This window comes from Zhongshania guokunii, assembly GCF_040892635.1.
GTDB lineage: Bacteria > Pseudomonadota > Gammaproteobacteria > Pseudomonadales > Spongiibacteraceae > Spongiibacter > Spongiibacter guokunii.
The window spans coordinates 198,361-216,845 of sequence record NZ_JBFRYA010000007.1 but is presented as its reverse complement, the minus strand read 5'-3'; the positions used below and the strand labels follow the sequence as shown (position 1 = coordinate 216,845).

The 18,485-nt window shown below is 49.2% G+C and carries 12 protein-coding genes; all 12 read right to left on the bottom strand.

All coding sequences use genetic code 11. The features are described 5' to 3' along the window. Window positions 1–131: 131 nt before the first annotated feature. Window positions 132–2,099, bottom strand: a complete 1,968-nt coding sequence (locus AB4876_RS10235; RefSeq protein WP_368381562.1) for a helix-hairpin-helix domain-containing protein — start codon at window positions 2,097–2,099, stop codon at window positions 132–134. Window positions 2,100–2,476: 377 nt separating this feature from the next. Next, window positions 2,477–3,508 carry a hypothetical protein gene (locus tag AB4876_RS10230; RefSeq protein ID WP_368381561.1) on the bottom strand — a complete coding sequence of 344 codons (1,032 nt, stop codon included), beginning with the start codon at window positions 3,506–3,508 and terminating at the stop codon, window positions 2,477–2,479. Then, the gene (locus AB4876_RS10225; RefSeq protein WP_368381560.1) at window positions 3,505–5,553 is read right to left on the bottom strand and encodes a tyrosine-type recombinase/integrase; all 2,049 of its coding nucleotides are present in this window, start codon (window positions 5,551–5,553) and stop codon (window positions 3,505–3,507) included. Before AB4876_RS10225 ends, AB4876_RS10230 begins: the two co-directional genes overlap by 4 nt. Further along, the gene (locus AB4876_RS10220) at window positions 5,550–7,817 is read right to left on the bottom strand and encodes a hypothetical protein (RefSeq protein ID WP_368381559.1); all 2,268 of its coding nucleotides are present in this window, start codon (window positions 7,815–7,817) and stop codon (window positions 5,550–5,552) included. The genes AB4876_RS10225 and AB4876_RS10220 overlap by 4 nt, the downstream gene beginning before the upstream one ends. Further along, complete coding sequence (ligA, locus tag AB4876_RS10215; protein WP_368381558.1) at window positions 7,700–8,914, bottom strand: NAD-dependent DNA ligase LigA; 1,215 nt, start codon at window positions 8,912–8,914, stop codon at window positions 7,700–7,702. Before ligA ends, AB4876_RS10220 begins: the two co-directional genes overlap by 118 nt. Window positions 8,915–8,961: 47 nt before the next feature. Then, window positions 8,962–9,912 (bottom strand): cell division protein ZipA, encoded by a 951-nt coding sequence (gene zipA / locus AB4876_RS10210; protein ID WP_368381556.1) that lies wholly within the window; start codon window positions 9,910–9,912, stop codon window positions 8,962–8,964. Window positions 9,913–10,065: 153 nt separating this feature from the next. After that, a complete protein-coding gene (smc, locus tag AB4876_RS10205; protein WP_368381555.1) occupies window positions 10,066–13,578 on the bottom strand; it encodes a chromosome segregation protein SMC in 3,513 nt (1,170 codons plus the stop codon). Window positions 13,579–13,721: 143 nt separating this feature from the next. Continuing rightward, window positions 13,722–14,945, bottom strand: a complete 1,224-nt coding sequence (ccmI, locus tag AB4876_RS10200; RefSeq protein WP_368381554.1) for a c-type cytochrome biogenesis protein CcmI — start codon at window positions 14,943–14,945, stop codon at window positions 13,722–13,724. Further along, window positions 14,942–15,445: a cytochrome c-type biogenesis protein gene (locus AB4876_RS10195; RefSeq protein ID WP_368381553.1), complete on the bottom strand. Its 504-nt coding sequence runs from the start codon at window positions 15,443–15,445 to the stop codon at window positions 14,942–14,944. The genes ccmI and AB4876_RS10195 overlap by 4 nt, the downstream gene beginning before the upstream one ends. After that, window positions 15,442–16,011 (bottom strand): DsbE family thiol:disulfide interchange protein, encoded by a 570-nt coding sequence (locus tag AB4876_RS10190; RefSeq protein WP_368381552.1) that lies wholly within the window; start codon window positions 16,009–16,011, stop codon window positions 15,442–15,444. The genes AB4876_RS10195 and AB4876_RS10190 overlap by 4 nt, the downstream gene beginning before the upstream one ends. Then, the gene (locus AB4876_RS10185) at window positions 15,998–17,974 is read right to left on the bottom strand and encodes a heme lyase CcmF/NrfE family subunit (protein ID WP_368381551.1); all 1,977 of its coding nucleotides are present in this window, start codon (window positions 17,972–17,974) and stop codon (window positions 15,998–16,000) included. The genes AB4876_RS10190 and AB4876_RS10185 overlap by 14 nt, the downstream gene beginning before the upstream one ends. Further along, window positions 17,971–18,474, bottom strand: coding sequence for a cytochrome c maturation protein CcmE (ccmE, locus tag AB4876_RS10180; protein ID WP_368381567.1), 504 nt, complete (start codon window positions 18,472–18,474; stop codon window positions 17,971–17,973). The genes AB4876_RS10185 and ccmE overlap by 4 nt, the downstream gene beginning before the upstream one ends. Window positions 18,475–18,485 lie beyond the last annotated feature (11 nt).

Sequence of the window (18,485 nt, the reverse complement as noted above, 5' to 3'; positions counted from 1 at the left end):
CTGCGGGCAGTCAGGCTCATTAATTTAATCATCTAAATCCCCTAGCTTATCCGTCATAAGTAGTGTGATTTTAAATGAGGCAACGACCCCAAAGTAGTGTGATTTTTAGTGAGTCAATGCGACCGGTCATCCTAATTGTCGCCGAACAGTGGCTTTTTCGACGCTATGTACGTCAAATATTCTAACTCCGATAGTACCTTTACTCCCTTTTTCTTCGCATCATAAATCTTATTCTCACCAACATTTTCACCCGCAATCAAATAAGTTGTATTACCAGATACTGATTTAGCCACCTTTGCGCCGAGAGTTTTAGCCTGTGCTTCCATATCGGTCCGTTTCCCCATTTCCATAGAACCGGTAAATACGAGCACATCGCCGTCTAGTACTGCACTGCCCGCATCTTTTGAACGTGTCGTAACCTTAATATTAAAGCCCAAACCGTATATCTGCCAAAACTGATTTCGTATGCTTTTCAACCCCTCAAAAATACTTGTAGCACTAATCAATGCAAACCCATCCAACTCGGTCATTGCTGAAACGGTTAGATCAAATATTTCAGTAAGGTCATGGTACTGTAATAGTTTTTCGCAATTGCCTTCTCCCAACCGGGGAATGCCAAACGCTGCTAAAAATCGCCAATCATCAATCTCAATAGATCTGCTAGCTCGTAATTGATCTACTAAATTTTCAGCGGTCTTCTCACCAAATCCATATTCAACCAACCGACTAACATCCAACCCATAGATATCATGAAGAGATTTAATACCAAATCCATAAATTTTACTTATGACTTTTGGACCGAATCCATCAACATTTCCTAATGTCTTAAAAAAATGTATTAATGTATTCTCTGCTTGCGCCGAGCATTCAGTCGTATTTGGACAAAATAGGTTATCTCCATCCCAGACAACGTGCGACTTACAGCTTGGACATTCAGCTGGAATCTCAGGTTCCACACGTTCAATTACTCTTTCTATTTTAGGTATTACCAAACCACTTCTAACTAACTCTACTAAGGCACCCTTACCCACCCCAGTTGATTTAACCATACCGTAGTGATGTACAGTTGCTCGACTAATTGTAGCCCCACTTAATTTAGTAGGATTTAATATTGCAACAGGCGTCAACCGCCCTGTTCTAGAGGTTTGCGGGATCACCTCTAACACCCTTACGGTGGCTATTTCTGCATTAACCTTGTATGCAATTTGCCAACGATGGTGCTTCCGGGTTGACCCCATATAATCTTTTAAAACGTCATCAGTAGCTTCAGCAATAATGCCATCGATCTCGTAATCTACCGAGTTCCAAACTCTATCAATTACCTTTTTAAAGTCATTTAAAAAAACATCATAATGGCCAACCCAGTCATCTAATAAGGTAAATGGGTAAAATACACATGCTTCATTAGCGATGGCCTCTGTTATTTTTTCATCGACGTTTTTTTCGGCAATTATTGATGCTTGAATATTCCTCGAGTTTTCATAAAAATCACTTAAATGCTCATCAAAATAGCTTTTTTTAATAACTATCTCTCCTGCACCGGACCCTCGATTCCCATTCTTTACAACTTTAACACCCCGCTCAAAAACGCGAGATATATCTTGCCCTTTTACTCCATCCCCTCGCGTATAAAGCCTCTCGCCGTCATCATAAGCTGCATATCCATCTAACTTTGGTGTAACTCGAACATTCAATTCAGACAAAGCTAGGCCAACCTCACCAGCAGCCTTAACAAGCCGACTCACCCACTTTTCTATTTCTTCATAACTGTAAGCCTTCTCTGTGGAAAGCATTCTTACAGGTAACTTTACAGTCTTAGAATCAAGAATCGGTTCCGGCTCAACTGATTCAAGAAACTCATTTCCAGGGTCTTGACTTTCAAGTTCTCTGACATAAACAAGGTCATATTTAGCGTCAGACATTATTGGGACACCAGCCCTATATGTGGCATTTAACAGACGCAAGATTAAGGCCAAATCTTCTGAAGAAAAAGCCCATAGTTCTTCATTACCTAGTAGTTTCTGGGCCTCTTTTTTATCAATTATAATGCCTGCCGCTTTAATTGCAGTCATCTGTGCTTTATTTAACGCAACTTCCATCTAAACACCTACAAGAACATTAAGAGACAACCAAATCTATTCGATCCGAATATAGCTGACTCATTAAATATAAAATCAATCATCGGGCGGAACCCATTTTCAATCACCCCAAAATGAGAGATTCGGGAATTTACAGCTTTCTAGACAAATTACTTATAAAAAATAGTCTCACCCGATCCATTTTGAACGCGCTATTTCTGAGACAGAAGTTCTTAATAACACATTCACTATTCTACTACGTTCTATAAATTCGCATTTACTAAGCCAAACAATACAGTAAGTCATTTGGCCGATTAAAGCAGCTTCATCTAAACCTTTTGATCCATAGTTTCATACAGCGTCTTTAACCGATACGCTACTTAAGCGCATCCGGGTTCCTACTCAGCTGCGGTACCAGCACCGCTACCTGAGGATTGCCCTGAGCGAATGAGGTGAATTTCATCGAAGCCCTCATCAACAGTGATCTCTTCAAAAACATTAAATACAGTACGAACCAACTTTTCTTGGACATGACGTTCAGGTTCTCGCAACGTACAATTTTTGATGCATTGTTCAAGCGGGGTTAGAAAGCGAATGCAAACAACCTTTACTCCTACTCGACGAGCACGTACGACGAGCGCCGAACGGTCTGCAGAAAAAGGCAACGTCGCATCGAAGTAAAGGCTAATGCCTGGTACCGAGGGACGGTGTTGGGCAGCCCAAGTAGACTTACCAGCGCCCTGAGGCCCGACAAGTACAAGTATAGTTGATGGGACGCGCAATCTCAGTTGTTCATCAACTTCAAGGATTGCCTTCTGCCACGCCTCATTCGCTCGGTGCTTCGAAAAGGTATAAACGCCATTCTCGTCAAGCATGTACGTGTCGGGGGAAATGATAATTTTTTTGCTTAGATGACTCACTTTATAATTATCTTGTCTAGGCTCGTGTCCAGCAGAAAGTAGGCGAAGTGTCGTTTCTAACTCTTTATTGTGTCGTCTACTAGCAGTAACTTCTTCGAGTAGCGCAGCAAGTTGAGATTTTTCCTCACACCGATCCCGATCCTTCTTCCAAAACTGTATGTAATTGTCTAGCAAGCTCCTAAATGTTTTGCTAGACAATTTTTCCAATCGGAGCAACGTATCATCAAACCGCGCGATACGATCATGTAGCTCTTTCAACTCAGCGTCTCGACCCCGAACCCTTGAAAACACCGCCGGTGCACTTGAATTTTCGCTAGCTATTGTCATCGCCCTGACTACCTTGCTCCATCCGTCATTTCGAGCGCCCTCCCGGTGATACAAATTTGACCTCGATATACTTGCACCACGTGCGACCGAACTAGGTGTTACGGAAAGACCAGCAGCATGTAAGCGAGCTACCTCAGCAAGAGCAGCAGATACTGCTTCTGAATGGCTTTTGCGACTTTTCATGACGCCCCGGATAAAGTTAGTCTCTCTGGGCGCAGCTCCGACAAGATTTCATTTCCTCGGTTAATGATTCGTTTCGAAATTTTCCGTTGCGATTCCGATAAGGATTGGCGCTGCAGTAGCCTTACATGAAAATCAATATCCACTCGTACTGACGCTTCATCAGCCGGGGTAAATGCGGCGAAGTTACAATCCCAAGGAGTGCACATTTCAATTCGCGGATGCAATTGCGATTGAACGCTAGGAATCACAGGGTCACACGGTGCCTTCTGCGTTAAACTAGGGGTCTTTGTACAAATGCATAGAGGGGTACGATGGAGCATCGCGACTCCACTATCTAGAAGTGCTTCTACATAGGTTTCCGCGCTCTCCATTACATCCTCTTCACTCAACCCTTTAAAACCTTCGCGGACGATTCTACTGATCTTGTTCCCACCGCGCCCACCTAAACACCCATCCAGAGCACTTTGAAAGAGATCCCCAAGAAGTTCTCGGTTGTTGATAGAGATGTATTCTTTAATTTCGCGCGAGATTGTCTTAATTGACGTTATGTATTTCATTGTCATTCTTAAAGAAGCGTGTGAAAAAAGCCTCTTCAGAAGATATATGTTTTGTGGGTTCTGGTATACGAAGAAGGAAGCGATAGTCTTTCGAAATTGGTGGGAATGGGGCACGTCAGGAATTTCGAGAAATGTGCACAATAAGTCGAGATCATCAATGATATTACCTACGTAACGTTGTCTTCCATGGCGAAGGTTAGTGAAAAGTTTGGTCTCCCCAGGTGCCCGCGTAAAAGACGTAAGACGCTCCAGCGTCTTAACGGCCAAATGTGTGACCGCAGGGCACGGCAACTCCACAGGATCGCCACTAGAGCCTTCTGACGTTTTGAAGATAGTAGCTTTAATCCGGTACTCGTCCATCTGCTCATTTGCTAGGCGAGTGCAGCCGACTTCGAGTTCACACACCTCCGACCTACGGAACCCCATAGGAAATATGATCAGAACCCAGCACGCGGCACTTAGTGCTCTAGCGATTTCGTAAACCCATGCCACCCGAAAATTGCCATAGTGATCCTCCTGTGGAACATCAAGCCAGCGTCGACCGTCTTTATCTTTGAATAGCAGGTCTACTTCCTTTTTTTGCGTCCACTTTTTAACTTCCAAACTTTGGCAGTAACTTCGCGACTTTGCATCGCTGCCTCTTTCTCGCCCGATGGCCCATGCCTCTACGACACTAACGATATCCTCAGCCCGTTCCTCCATGAATCTGAGACTCCCCGTGACTAATGGATAAAGCACATCTGCGGCTATTGGTTGCCACCCCATCGATTGTTCATAGTCCGGTAAAATATCGAAAATACTACGTCCCTTCTTAGCAGAAACAAGTAATGAAAACTCGACCGGCAACATACCCGCCCGCGATAAGTCATACCAATTCTCAAGCATGGCAATAATGCTCTTAGCTTGGCCAAAAGAAAATCCCTCTGGAAGCTTTCTCACAAATTGATCAATCTCTACTTGGCTAATACTTGGTGCCGTTCTTATTTTGGAGTTCTGCCTACTCTCGAAAAGGCCATTACAAATCAACCAACAGGCTATGTGATAGCAATTACTAGCTGCTTTTACCGTCGAGGTATAGCTACTCAATCGATTTCGACTTATTAAATCGTTATGTGGAAGATAATAGTGAATTAATGCTCGGAAAAATAAAGCTAATTGCTCGTTCTTTTGATCAGTCAACAACGACCCATCCGGAAGCTTTTTATCAAATGAGTATCTGAAACAACCTTGATAGGCGACCTCGTCTTGAAAGTCCCAAAATAAATCCATAAAGTAACTGCGGCTCGAGACTTGAATTCTGTGCCATTCAGAGACAGGTAACTTTGACAGGTTTGTGGCGACAAGTAGCGAGTCGTCACTGACTAAATCCGAGTCACACAAGTACTCTCTTTCTGAAAACTCATCCCTCTCGTCCGGCGTTATGGCCTCGATGCTATCTTCAGAGTTGATCGGCTTCGTTTTGTAGCCAAAATTTGCATCGTCATTCATCGAACCATCACCACTGGAATAAGTATTTCTCCCGTTTTAGCCAGGGCCTCAGCGTCTAAAACTCTCTGGCGATTGGTCCAAGTGCCTAAAAGTTCAGACCACGCTGTATATTCCTCTCCAAAGCTGCCCTCCCACTGCAACAATGAAAACAGTGACCTGAGCTCGTCTAATTTTAAAACTCGAGCTGCAATGTATGGTAACGCCTCATCAAAAATCACTACCTGTCGACAGGTAGCACAGCCATTAAAATAACCACAATCTTCCCCCGATGGAACGTAGTTTTCGTGCCCTCGCCAAGTCGGTTTCTTGGGGTTTCGGCAAACAGCAAGATACGTCTCTGCGTCAGGCGAAATGACCCTGTAGACTTCTTCATCCGTCGTGTTGCTGCCCATCTGCTCCTTCATTCGCTTCATTGAAGCGGTACTCAGTGGCAGAGCTTGAGCAAGATTGGACCGAGATTGCCCATCAATGTGTGTGCCTTGAAAGTACCGGACATGCTCGACAACTTCTCGTTGAATAGCTGCAATCGTTTCGTCTTTCCTAGTGAGAGACGCAGTATTCGAATCATAATGGCGGTCTGTCGTCTCCTCAGATGCATGGGACATATCCATGCTTATAGCTCGTAAGTTACCATCCCACTTTGCAGCACGAGCATCCTCATATGTCGTTCGCAGTTGTTCCAAATTGATTGAGGTAACTCTAACCCCCGCCGAATTAAAAATTTCATGTCGCTTAAAAAAGGCTCGAACCGGTTTATGAGCCGAGGGCCGAGTTCGGAGTGATCCAAAGAAGCCGAGCGCCTCCCATACATTACACTGCCGTACGAACTGCCACGGACACGCCGATCCGGTCTCAAATCGAATCGGTTCAGCTATTTTCTTCAGCCATTTTAGTACTGAGTAGACTCCGTAACGGTCGTGCTTGTTTGAACGGTGAATGAGCTGTTTGGGCGCCGGCCTTATCTTAGTGCCAATAATCAGTGCATAGTTTTCTGGATCGAGCGGACAATCAAATATTGACTCGTCATCAAAATCTATACTGATCATCGTCTCAGAGTTCCATCCGGACTGGATTCTACACCAAATAAATATAGACCAAATGACATGCGTCTGCGGGTATATACCGTCAAGTATTCCACTTACGCCCCCCATACCTGTCAATGGACTTGAATATCGCATCACGGATCGACCAAGGTGACCACTGTATCTACTGCTAGCGGAGTTATGACCAAATAGCTCCATCGCCTTCCTTGCCTCCCAGAGTAAAGGCCAACCTGGATACAGCACTCTAATTGTCTTTATAATCGATGCCAGCACAAGGCCGTTTTGTACTTCAATGTGAGTATTATTGCTATACACACGCCGATTCTTTGGCATCCGCCCAAGCGACGCCAGCCGCCTCCCTTCATCTGTGTCAAGCAATTCCCGGAAACTGACCACTGACATGCCATGCCACTTTCTGAGAGCATTGGACAGGTATGACGCCCGCCTTGCAGATTCAACCGACTCAGGATCTTTCCGTTTCGACGCCAATGGGTAATTTCCGTTGCACTCGTCTATTACGAACCATGCAAGGTTCTCAAGGCAGGGGTCTGCATCTACGATGATCTCCGCTGTATCTTCCAATCTAGCACTGCTATCGAAGATTTTTCGAAAATCGTTAATATCCTTCTGACAAGCGCGAATCAAACCAGTATAGGTCAGGTTATCCAGACTCTCGAGGCTAGTCTCAAGATGACGAGGGCCTCGCGGCCACTTGATTGGTTCATTTCCAATATCAGGGCGCGAGTTAAAAGTAGCGTCACTTCTTAAGAGCTGTAGGCTGCGTTCCAAGGTGCGGTAGATCTTTCCGTTCTCGGTCTTACCTGACCGCCACATTTGCAACCAACGTTCGTAAGCTGCACCAGTGAACGGGTCAATATCAACAATGCCATGCAAGCCATTGCCCTGAGCATCAAGGTAGTCAAGAAATTCTGCAAACCACGCAATAGCCCTTAACGTTTTCTCACCATAACCCTTGCTCTTCCTATTGAGCAGGATGGATTGTGCGTCCAACAATGGCTGAATGATGCTTTCACGACCAGGTGCCAGCGATCCCTTGAACGGTAATTGAACCACCTCCCCTTCGGCAGTAGCGTACTGAAGCACTAACGCCAGTAATGGTTGCTCATGCTGATCGGCGATCTCTCTTGATTTACTTGTAGCCAGTTTCGCCCCCGGCCTACCTCGGCGGCTACTACCCGAAATTGCCCTGATTCCCGCCATGCCCTTCGCAATCCTCTTCCAGCCACTCGTTCCTTCTGTCGATTTATTTTATAGACAGTTGTGGACGCGTTGTAAAGGCCAACTATAACGGTACGGCCAACTTGAAACTCCACATCGCGCAATTGCGTAATTTCTTCTTGAGCTGGAAATTTATGAGCAATCGCCCAGCGCGGCGCTCTCGACACAAAGCCCAAATGTTCTTGCAGGGCGAGTGAGTCGACTTTAAAAACAATACCGTCAATATCGTAAGCTAGACCATCACGCCGCGCTAAAAGGTCTTGGTAATAGGCAACACAGCCTTGTATCGAATCCACCACTCGCAATTCTGGACTAACTAAAAAACCCCAGTCCCGCAGCGTTGCTAGCCCCTCACTATGGCTGTAAAACCAAGCTTCACCGTCACCGAGGGCAATGCCGTAGCAACTCATTTCCAGCGGACGAGTAGCAGTAATACGGCTATCTAACTGGCGTAAACTTCCCGCCGCGGCATTGCGCGGATTAACAAATATCTTGCCATCACTGCTGCGGGCCGCGTCGTTGATTCGCGCAAAACCTGCGCGAGGCATATAAATTTCACCCCGCACTTCCAATTCTTCAGGCCAGCCAGTTCCGCGTAATTTAAGCGGGATTGACGCGATGGTTTTCACATTTTGAGTAATATCCTCACCCACTCGACCATCGCCGCGAGTTGCGCCCCTAACCAAGACCCCATCAACATAAAGCAAGCTTACTGCGATGCCATCTAATTTAGGCTCACAGGCATAGCTGAGTTCGGCGCTATCTTTTAAGCGGGTTTTAATACGCTGATCGAAGTCGAGCAACTCCGCCTCAGAAAACACATTATCCAAAGACAGCATGGGCGTTTCGTGGCGAACCTGACTAAACGCCGCCAGTGGTTCAGCACCGACCCGCTGACTTGGCGAGTCGGCGCTTTGCCATTCAGGATGGGCTGCTTCTATTTCTTGCAGCTCCCGAAATAAGCGATCGTATTCCGCGTCGGGGATAGTGGATTCGTTGAGAACGTAATAGTGGTAGCTATAACTATGAAGTTGTTCGCGAAGCGCATTTAAGCGCTCGCGCAGGGAGGGTTCAGCCATTCAAGACGCCGTTGTTATAGTGGATTGCATTAAGCGCCCGCCGGCCCTTACATCAGGGTTAGTTGGCGGCGCTCAAAATCACGGATTCGCTGTTTATAGTGCTCTAGTGTTTGCTTGGTCGCGACACTGTGGGTTTGATCACGCAGCTCGCCTTCTAAATTATTTACCAAACAACGCGCGGTTTCGGCCATGGCTTCATAGGCCTTCATGCTGTCTTTTGGACCGGGCAGATGCATAAAGAAAACCACACCAGGAGTGGTGAATTCGTCGATTTCATCCAGATCAAAATTACCGGGCTCAACCAAATTAGCCACACTGAATTGAATTTCACCGGTGCCATCGGCATTTTCGTAACGATGAAAAATATTCATCTTGCCGTAGCGAACATCGCAAGCCATCAATATTTGCAATAAATCATTGCCCTTAAAAGGCTTTTCAGCAGGCGACATTACGTTGAGTACTATCAACTCCTGATGCGCGGCTGGCGTTGCTTGCGCAGACTTTAAGGACTTCGCCTCAGAATCCACTCGGCTGCTACTCTTTACTGTTGGGCTCACGTCACTTGTAGGTGCCGAGTTAACTGCAACTTCCTCGTGAGCATCTAACTCTCCTTCCCAGCCAGCATCGACATTATGCAGCTCTTCGCGATCTGCTGCAGACTTAGTAGAATACTCATCTGCCGGATCACGAAATAAAATATCGTCGTCTACATCGTCTAGCCCATCTCGCTCCGCCACTGGCTTGCGCGGAGTCGAACTATTCGGCGCACGCTTAACATGAAGGCTCGGAGGAACCTGCTCGCGAACAGCAATAACCCGCGCCGCGCCACCTGGCAACTCGGGATTCACGAGATCGTCGTCTACCTCTCGACGGTTTTTAGGAGTTAAACGGATGGTATCGCTACGGTCTTTGTGCATCCGCCGATAGCCATCGAGCAACACCGCCAGTGCTAGCAGCGCGCCAATTATAATTAACCAATCTCTGACACTGAGGTCCATTACCTAGCCCTTTTTGGCCTTTACGACCGCATTCCCGACAATAATTCGCTGTGGCGTTAGATAAAATTTTGCCGCTATTGTTCCACGCGATTTGTTAAATTTCCATATTTCCGTATCTACACTACTTACCTTAGCGTCAAGTACCGCACTAATCTACATTGCAGCCATTTCAGCTGCTTTTTCTAAGTCTACCGAAACCAAGCGCGACACACCCGGCTCGTGCATAGTTACCCCCATTAATTGGTGCGCCATCTCCATCGCAATTTTATTGTGGCTAATATAAATAAACTGCACTTCAGAAGACATCTCTTTCACCATCCGCGAATAGCGACCAACGTTGGCGTCATCAAGTGGCGCGTCAACCTCGTCCAACATACAGAACGGCGCTGGATTCAATCTGAAAATAGAGAATACCAATGCAATAGCTGTTAGTGCTTTCTCGCCACCCGACAGCAAATGAATGGTGCTGTTCCGCTTGCCAGGCGGCCGCGCCATAATCGAAATACCGGTATTAAGCAAATCATCGCCGGTCATTTCCAAGGAGGCGCTACCGCCACCAAACACTTTTGGAAAGAGGTCTTGTAAACCGGCATTCACGCGATCGAACGTATCTTTAAAGCGATTGCGGGTTTCCTTGTCGATCCTGCGAATTGCTGCTTCTAAGGTTTCCAAGGCTTGAACTAAATCGGCGTTCTGGGCATCGAGGTAGTTTTTGCGTTCAGACTGCTGCTTATACTCTTCAATTGCCGCGAGGTTAATCGGCCCCAAACGGGCAATGCGACGTCCGACTTGTTCTAAAGACTCTAGCCATGCAGCTTCATTTGCGGCTTCAGGTAAACTATCAAGCACCGCTTGCAAGTCGAACTGCGCTTCTTGCAACTGATCTTGCAAGCCCTTGCGGCGCACTTGTAGGCCCTGATTATCGACCCGCGCCTGCTCTAAGCGGCTTCGCACTGCTTGCAAGCGCTGCTCAATTCCGTGGCGTTTCTGCTCGTTTTCGCGCAGCTGATGGTCTACTACTTCCAGCGCTCGGCGCGCCTCCGCCAGCTCTTCTTCCACCGCGAGACGCTGCTCTAGCCGCGCTTCGAGCTCTATTTTTAAATCATCGATGGGCGCATCGTTATCTTCCAAGCTCAGCGCCAATTGCTCTCGGCGCTCCTGCAATTGAGCAAGCTGCTCTTCTGTGCGACTAATATTTTGCAATACCGAGTCACGCTGGGTACGCAGCGACTGATGACGCATGGCCAATTGGTGGGAGTGATCCTTAGACTGACGCGCGGTTTGGCGCGCCGCATCGAGTGCACCGCGATTATTATCCCGCTCGCCGAGTAGCAACTCACGTTTGCCGGAGTCTTGCTCCATCGCTTCGATGGCCTCCTGCAAGGTCATGCGCGCCTCGGCAATAGACTCCTGCTCCATGGCAAACTGATTGCGTAATTCTCTGCCATCACCCTCTAGCTGTTGGCGCCGCGCGCTTAACTGCTCTACTCGCGCTTGCTGCGCACCGAGTTTTGAACGCAACTCACTGAGCTGGCGGTTGAACTGCTGCACTGCGCGGTTAACGGTTTCCCGCTCTTGTTCAAGGGTTTTTAATAACTCGCGGTCGCTGTCGAGATTACCAACAATTTCGCCAACCCGGGCTTCACTCGCAGACATTACCTCGCGCAGCTCCTGCAAGTCTTGCTGACGCTGCAATACTCCGCCTTGCGCGGTATTGCCGCGACTCACCCGCAGCCAGTTACCACCCAACCACAAACCATCGGGGGTAATCACCGATTCATGAGCCGCTAAGCTGGCGCGTATAGCCAATGCTTCATTTAGGTCGCCAGCCAATCTAACAGTCGCCAAGATACCAGACAGCAACTCATTACCGCTGACCTTATCGGCCAACGAGGCTACCGAACTGACCGGTGAAGTTTTATGGGCTCCGCCTTTAGTTTCAACAAAGGCAACACTGCCCTCGGCAAAGCCATTGAGCAAATCAGCAACACCATCGAGGGACTCTACGCATAGCGCTTGCAACTGGTCTGCTAACACGGTTTCTACCGCCAGCTGCCAGCCATCTTCCACCTGTAATTGCTCAGCCAAACGCGCTTTAGTATCAAGGCCGTGACTCGCCAGCCACTGACTCGTGGCTTTGTCGCCCTGGCCCAGCGCCGCTTGTTGTAACGCTTCTAGCGACGCCGTGCGGCCGCGCATACTCTGCAACTCACTGCGCCCACGATCAAGTTCATCATTAGCCTGTTTAATCCGGTCGCGGCATTCACTAATTTGTGGCAAAAGCTGGGCGTGGCGCTCTTGAGCAGCCGACTCCTCCAGTTCCACTTCCGCAACTTCCTGCTGGAGTAATTCAATATCTTCGTCGACGTCCGCTACCGTCAAGCTCTTGCGCTCATGGTCGAGCTTTTCTACTCGCTCCTGTAAACGCTGTAAACTGAGTTCGAGGTGCTGAATTCGCGACTGCTCTACCTCTGCGCGCTGGCGTGGGCCGGCCGCAGTGTGGTTAAACTCATCCCAGCGCTGCTGCCAAGATTGCATGGCCTCTTCGGCGGCGGCCAAGGCCTCGCTGGCACTCTCTTCGGCAGCCTCAGTGAGCTCGAGTTCCGGTTCTATCTCGCCGATTTCTTCTTCCCACAAGGCAATTTTTTCTCGATCACTGTCAAGATGACGAGTGGTTTCCAAAACATTGCCAGCCACCTGCTGAAGGTCGGAGTCTAATTGCCGACGCCGCTCTTGCTGGTGCTGAATCGTTTGCTCTGCACGCGCAATTTCAGTACCAATGCTGTAAAAACGGCCCTGCACTTCATTGAAAGTGTCATTTAGCTGGCTATGCTGATCACGGGCCTGTTCAATCCCCGTATTTAAACCCACCTGCTCGGTGACAATGGCTTCGCGGTCAAGCTCTAAGCGGTTTATATCCTGCTCTTTTTCACTAACTTGAGTGTCGAGCGCCTTCCACTGTAAAACCTGTAGCTGGGCCTTAAGCAGCCGCTCTTCTTGTTTAAATTCAGTGTATTTTTCCGCAGAAGCCGCCTGACGCTGCAAATGCTGCAACTGGCGCTCTAATTCATCGCGTAAATCAGTGAGGCGCTCTAAGTTTTCTTGGGTGCGGCGCATACGGCTTTCGGTTTCACGGCGGCGCTCCTTGTATTTAGAGATGCCTGCCGCTTCTTCGATAAACACCCGCAGCTCTTCTGGCTTGGACTCTATCAGCCGCGAGATCATGCCCTGTTCAATAATTGCGTAACTGCGCGGGCCAAGGCCCGTGCCCAAGAAAATATCGGTAATATCGCGGCGCCGGCATTTACTGCCGTTTAGGTAGTACTCCGACACCGCTTCGCGGGTCACTTTACGGCGTATAGCAATTTCATTGTAAGCCGCGTATTCGCCACCTAATTTCTTGTCGGTATTGTCAAAAACCAGTTCAATAGTCGCCTGACCAACCGGTTTGCGATTGACCGAGCCATTGAAGATAACGTCGGTCATCGATTCGCCACGCAGGTTTTTCGCTGAGCTTTCACCCATTACCCAGCGCACGGCATCAATGATATTCGATTTGCCACAGCCATTTGGGCCGACAACCGCCGACAAATTGGTGGGAAAATGAACGGTTGTCGGGTCTACAAAGGATTTAAACCCCGCCAACTTAATACTTTTAAGACGCATAAACCAATAACCAAGACATATTGCCCTTGCCAACGCATGTGTTGTTATCGTTTTGTGGCAAGCGCAGGATAAATTTGCGCAAAGCGCGATTATAGCCGTCGCAGCGGGGACTAACAGTAGAAATTCCGACTTTAGCGCAATTTCTACTTGGCGCCTTGAGTCCCATTAATATTTAACTCTATTTGCGGCGATTTATCGCCGCTCTGCACTATTTGAATGGGCTCGGCCAGCCAGTCACCTGGGCGACGGATCGCAGTGCCCGCCAAACTAATATGTGCCGACACAATCAACTCGGGGAAATCCGCTAGCACCTTGCCTTGGCGAATCACATCGCCGTCGGTTAAATACAAGGTCAGTGGCCATTCAGGCCCAGCGCTGCCACCCGTCAGCGGCAAGCGTGTTGCAGCCACCGGCATTGGTGTGCCGTCACGGCTCTTCGCCACTACAAATAACACGCCATCGGGCACATCACCCAGCTCGGGACTCAAAGTAACCGTTACCGGCAAACCGCGTAGATTACCGGCCGCAATAGCGCGACGCTTAGCCTCGGCAACACCACCTGCAATTACCCCCGCTTCCGCAGAGTTGGGCGACAAGCCTATTAATAAACGCTGCCAATACCCCAAGGCTTCAACATAACGCGCTGCCGCAAAGGCGTTAATACCCAACACTCCTAATGCGGTGGCCTGCTGAGGATTTATTGCCAACGCACGCTCCAACAACTGCCGTGTTTTTTCATCGACCACACGGTCATTCACAAGGTAGCGCGCTTGAGCTAATTGACCCAGTACATCAGCATCATCAGGATACACCGTTTCTAGACGTTCGTAATAAGGTAGCGCGCCAGCGAAATCGCCCTGCTGACGAAACAGGGTAGCCATCATCACCAAGTGCTCGCCACTGTCGGGACGCTGCGCCAAAATATCAGCAACGATGTCTTGGTAGCGCTGCCAGCGCTCCTCGGTCATGCCCGTTTCAACAATCTCTCTCTGCAAACTGCGCAGCTGTAAATCTTGGCGATAACCGAATTGGCTATATAAAAATAGCGCCGACAGCGGAATCGCAAGCCCGAGAGCCAAGATCAACCAGTAATTTCGACGTCCTTGCTTGCCCTCGGCATTCGTCGCTGACTCGGCCATCAACTGCCGATCTAATTCCCGCTCCAGCTCAGCATACTGCTTGCTGTCGATTAAACCCGCATCGCGATCTGCATTTAATTCTGTTTGGCGCTGCTGATAAAAACGGCGCTGGGCACCACGGTGCAGCTGACTGTCTGCCGGCCGCTCTGACTGCCGACGGGCCGGCAGGTATAAAAATAACAGCGCAATCGTTAGCAATAGCGCTATGCCCAAGTACAAATTACTCACTTGCTGCGCCTCTCACTATCCATCTTAGTATCAAGCTCATCTCGTTCACTGAGCAGACTCTTTAACTGCTGCTGTTCCGCCAGTGTTAGTTCATCTGAAGTGGTCGAGGTGGCCCGCGGGCGCTTCGTCCACATCCGCCACCAAACCCACAAACCAATCAATAGCAAGGCGATTGGCGACAACCACAGTACCGCTGTAGCAGAATTAAACTGCGGCCGGTAGAGAATAAAGTCACCGTAGCGCGCCACCATATACTGGGTGATTTCAATGTCTGACTTATCATCCATAATCATGCGGTGAATCTGCCGGCGTAAGTCTTCGGCAATGGCCGAATCGGAACCAGAAAGATTCTGATTCTGACACTTAGGACAACGCAGCTCCTCAATAAAATGCTGATAGCGGGCGCGCTGAACGTCGGTATCAAACGGGTAGGTTTCGATCACCGCATTGGCAGCGAAACTCATACACAGTAAGTAGGCAGTCAGCATTAAATATCTCATTGCTCTGCCTCAGACGCCTTCAGCTCGCCGCTCAAATTAGCAATCTGCGGCGCAAATTGGCGATCCCAGACCTGTTGATCGAGGGCGCCCTGATAGCGGAAACGGACAATGCCTTCGCCGTCGACCAAATAGGTTTCTGGCGCGCCAGTCACCCCTAAATCGAGACCAAAGCTACCAGCAGCATCAAATATTGTCGCTTTATAGGGATTGCCCTTCTCTGCCAGCCAGCGCTTGGCCGCAAGGGCCTCATCTTTGTAGTCCACGCTATAAATAGCCACGCCCTGCTCCGCAAGGCTTACAAGAAAGGGGTGTTCGTAGTGGCAGGTTGGGCACCATGTTGCCCACACATTGAGCAAAAACCACTCACCTTGAATATCACTATTAGTGAGTATTCTGCCGTCGTCTAAAGCGGGTAAGGAAAATGCGGGCAATGGCTGATTAAGCAGCGCAGAAGGCAGGTCGGTGGGCGCGTAATCACCACCTTGAATTTTACGTTCTACCCCATAGAAAACAGCAGCGAGGGCAACAAATACCAACAGCGGAATAAATAATTTAAACCTTTGCATCATTCACTCCTACATCATTGCGTGGTGCGGTTCCGCGATAGCGTTTATCACAGATCGCCAATAAACCGCCCAGTGCCATTAAAATAGCACCCAACCAAATAAAGCGGATAAAGGGCTTAACATGAATGCGTACCGCCCAAGCATCACTACCCACTGGTTCACCCAGCGCAATATACACATCGCGAAGCAAGCTGGCATCGATTGCCGCTTCGGTCATAACTTGGCTGCTGCGCGCGTGATACCGGCGTTTTTCAGGGTGCATTTCGGCAATGATTTCGCCATTGTCCCACAGTGAAAAACTGCCCCGTTGGCCCTGGTAATTGGGTCCGGTAATGGCTTTCACGCCATCGAAGCTCACTTCATAGCCGGAACCGCTGGCGGCACGTTCGCCGACATGCATGCGAATATCGCGCTCATCATTAAAGCTCACCACCATCGCCACCCCCAGCACACTAGCGGCAAAGCCAATATGGGCCAGTAACATACCGTAATAGGAGGGGGTCAAACGCCGTAGGCCTTTCAGCAACGACGGTGCATTGCGGGTTTTATCGCGCAAATTGGCGAGACTGCTCAGCACGATCCACGCGGTGAGCAACACGCCAATGGTGGCACCGAGCTGGAATTGACCGGCAAACCAAGTCGGTAAGATCGAAGCAATGAGTACGCTGCTAAGGAAGGCGCCGAGCAGTGCTCGCCACCAGCGTTGGGCGCTAGTGCGCTTCCACTGTGACGCAGGGCCAATGCCAATCAACAGCCCCAACAAACACATTAGAGGGACAAATATCGCATTGAAATACGGCGGCCCCACCGAGTATTTGCCAAGGCCGGCAAAGTCCATAATGAGCGGAAACAAGGTACCCAAGAGCACGGTCATCGCGGCGACTAAAAACACGATATTATTGGCGAGTAGTAACGCTTCCCGCGATAGCCAGCCAAAACTCGGCGCAGAGCGAGTGGTGGGCGCCTTTAGGGCATATAAAGTGAGCGAGCCACCCACCACTAAAAACAAGAATGCCAATATAAACATGCCCCGCGTGGGGTCGGCGGCAAAGGCGTGTACTGAGGTTAGCACCCCCGAGCGAACTAAGAATGTACCGAGCAAGCTTAGAGAGAAAGCAAATATTGCCAGCAATAAGGTCCAGCTTTTAAATACACCGCGCTTCTCTGTTACGGCAAGCGAATGAATTAAAGCAGTGCCAACCAGCCACGGCATAAACGAGGCATTTTCCACTGGGTCCCAAAACCACCAACCGCCCCAACCCAGCTCGTAATAAGCCCACCAACTGCCCAGCGCAATACCCACAGTTAAAAACAGCCACGCAGTGTTCGTCCACGGCCGCGACCAGCGCGCCCAGCTCGCGTCCATACGACCGCTGAGTAACGCCGAAATAGCAAAGGCGAAGGCCACTGAAAAGCCAACATAGCCCACATAGAGCATCGGTGGATGAATCACCATGCCAGGGTCTTGCAGAAGTGGATTTAAATCCTGGCCGTCGCTGGGAGTATTGAGTAAATGCCGAGCAAAAGGGTTGGAGGTAAACAGCGAGAAGCTAAAAAAGCCCACCGCAATCATGCCCATTACCGCCAATACACGGGCGAGAATATCGCGCGGCAGTTGCCGAGAAAAAATTGCGACGGCCACCGTCCACAGGGTAAGGATTTCTAGCCACAGCAGCAGTGAGCCTTCGTGACCACCCCACAGAGCACTAAATTTATACGCAGGCGGGAGCAGTGAATTCGACTGGGCGGCAACAATATCCACCGAAAAATCGTCGGTTATAAAAGCGTAAACCAGGCAGCCGGTCGCAATACTGGTAAACACACACTGAGCAAAACTGAGATGGCGCGCTGCAGCCATCGCCAATTGATCACCTCGCTGCACGCCCCACAACGGCAACACTGCAAGCACTAAGGAAAAACAAAAACCCAGTATTAATGAAAAATGCCCTAGTTCGACTATCACAGGCCGGCCTTCTCTGCTGGTGCAGGGTCGCTTATGTTTTGCTCGGCAGTGCTCGCACTCTCCATGTCACGCTTGGCCGCAGAGTCTTCTAAGGCTGCGCTCACCTCCGGTGGCATATACTTTTCATCGTGTTTAGCCAAAACTTCGGTAGCGTAAAAAACGCCGTCTTCAGCCAATTTACCCGACACCACCACGCCCTCGCCCTCGGCAAATAAGTCGGGCAGGATACCCTCGTATTCTACGGTGACCACCGCGGAGTAATCCGTTACCACAAAGCGAATTTTCAAACTGTCACTAGCGCGCTGAACGCTGCCTTCCTGCACCATACCGCCGGCCCGAATCGCCTTACCTACCGGCGCTTTACCCGACACAATCTCGGCTGGCGGGTAGAACAAATTAATATTTTCTTTGAGCGCATAGCCGAGTAAGCCGGCGGCCAAACCCGCAACTATCAAAATAAAAACAATTATCATAAGACGCTGTTTGCGCTGGGGATGCATAGCCATAAGCT